The organism is Bacillus cereus group sp. BfR-BA-01355 (genome assembly GCF_022663675.1).
GTDB classification, from domain to species: Bacteria; Bacillota; Bacilli; order Bacillales; family Bacillaceae_G; genus Bacillus_A; species Bacillus_A thuringiensis_S.
Window position 1 is genome coordinate 1 of record NZ_JAKUFY010000250.1, and the last position, 1,615, is coordinate 1,615.

The following is a 1,615-nucleotide window of genomic DNA, read 5'->3' on the forward strand; positions in this document are numbered from 1 at the left end:
TTGGGTGTCTTTCTTACGATTAGTCAACTGTTTTTTAGAGCTATAATTGATTGGATTCCAGAAATTTCAAGCCGAATAGAATGCAAACCAAATACCCCTAATATGTGTTCATTTTTTACTAGGGGGAAGATATGGTATGATGGATGAAACTATGGTTTCAGGCGGTGAACCGATAATCATAGTGCATATTATGTGTAATGAGATAGAAGAGAAGCTTCAATAATTTATTTACACATGCAATGGACGCAACTTTATGACACTTGTTATAAGGTTGCGTTTTTAATTTATCGTAATACTCAACAATATGATTTTGTCCGTAACGTCGTTGTTTAATCATGTTCTGGATGATAAGGAAAAGGAGCTTCCGCAAATGCTTATTTCCACGTTTATTGATTTTATCTTTAAAAAAGGTTTTACCTGATTGAAAACGGCGTATATCAATACCAGCAAATGCATTGAGTTGCTTGTTATTGTTAAAACGAGTAATATCTCCTATTTCAGCCATCAAGCGTACGGCAGTATTGGGTCCAATCCCAGGGAGACTGCGAATGATATCGTATTCTGCACGTTGCTTAGCTACGTACACCATCTTGCTAATACAGCTTTCTTTTTGGTGAAGAAGCTCTTGATAGCGCCTTGCGTATAATTTGAGCTGGTCACACAGAACATCGTTCTGAGAAACAGCAGGATAGCAAATTTTCGCTATTTCAAGTATCTGAATCGCTTTTTTCTCCGCCGTAATATTTGATATTTTTTTATTGGTGTTGGCACGAATACGATTTTTTATAATGGTTTTAGAAAGACCTAAAACACAATCTGGGTGAGGAAATAGTTGAACAAAATTTAAAAACAAATCAGATTTACTAGTAAATATTCTTTCCAATTCTGGAAATGTTAATTGGATTACTTTATGCATACGGCCGCGAATTATTGATAATTCATCATCCAGTTCACTATATAATCTAGATAGAGATTTTAACTGATAGAATAAATTATCAGTTGCGGTAGATGCCCTTCGGGTAACTGTAAAATGGGTGAGAGCTAATCGGTGTGCGTCGCTTCGGTCTGTCTTATGAATCCGCAAGGAATCACATTGTATTTTGGCTTCTAATGGATTTAATAAACAATATGTATACTGGTTATTTTGCATAAATCGTTCTAGCTGTCTGGAATAGATCCCTGTTGCTTCGAATACAATTTTAGGTGATTCGCCGGTTTCATCTGTAAGCTTATGTATCTTTTCTTGTAGTTTTTTAAAATCAGGCTTAGAATGCTTGATTTCACTTTCGAATACGCATTGTTTTTGTGCATTATAAATTACCATATAACTTTTACCCATACTGACATCAAATGCAATAACATGTTTCATATAGCTCCTCCTCAGGTGGAATTGAAGTCTTCAACTTACACTTATCGATTCTCATTTCTTATACACGATCTCGAAGACCAACATACTAAAAACTGATTCAAATAAGGTAAGTGAAGAAGGTCAGTTTTGTATACGGATTCAGGATCCCAAGACACCCACGACCTTCTCTTCACTTCTACTATATAAAAAATAGTAGTGCGAACCAATGCCTTGGTCTGCACTACTAATCTTAGTATGTTTTGTATA

The 1,615-nt window shown here is 35.3% G+C and carries 1 protein-coding gene; it reads right to left on the minus strand.

What is annotated here, in order from left to right; translation table 11 throughout:
* Window positions 1-157: 157 nt before the first annotated feature.
* Entirely contained in the window at window positions 158-1,369 is a 1,212-nt protein-coding gene (locus MR167_RS31370) for an IS110 family RNA-guided transposase (protein ID WP_242316224.1), read from the minus strand.
* Window positions 1,370-1,615: the final 246 nt, after the last annotated feature.

What these genes read in the sequence shown, in the direction of transcription:
- MR167_RS31370 (WP_242316224.1), bottom strand. Translation starts at nt 1,369, where the DNA reads ATGAAACATGTTATTGCATTTGATGTCAGTATGGGTAAAAGTTATATG.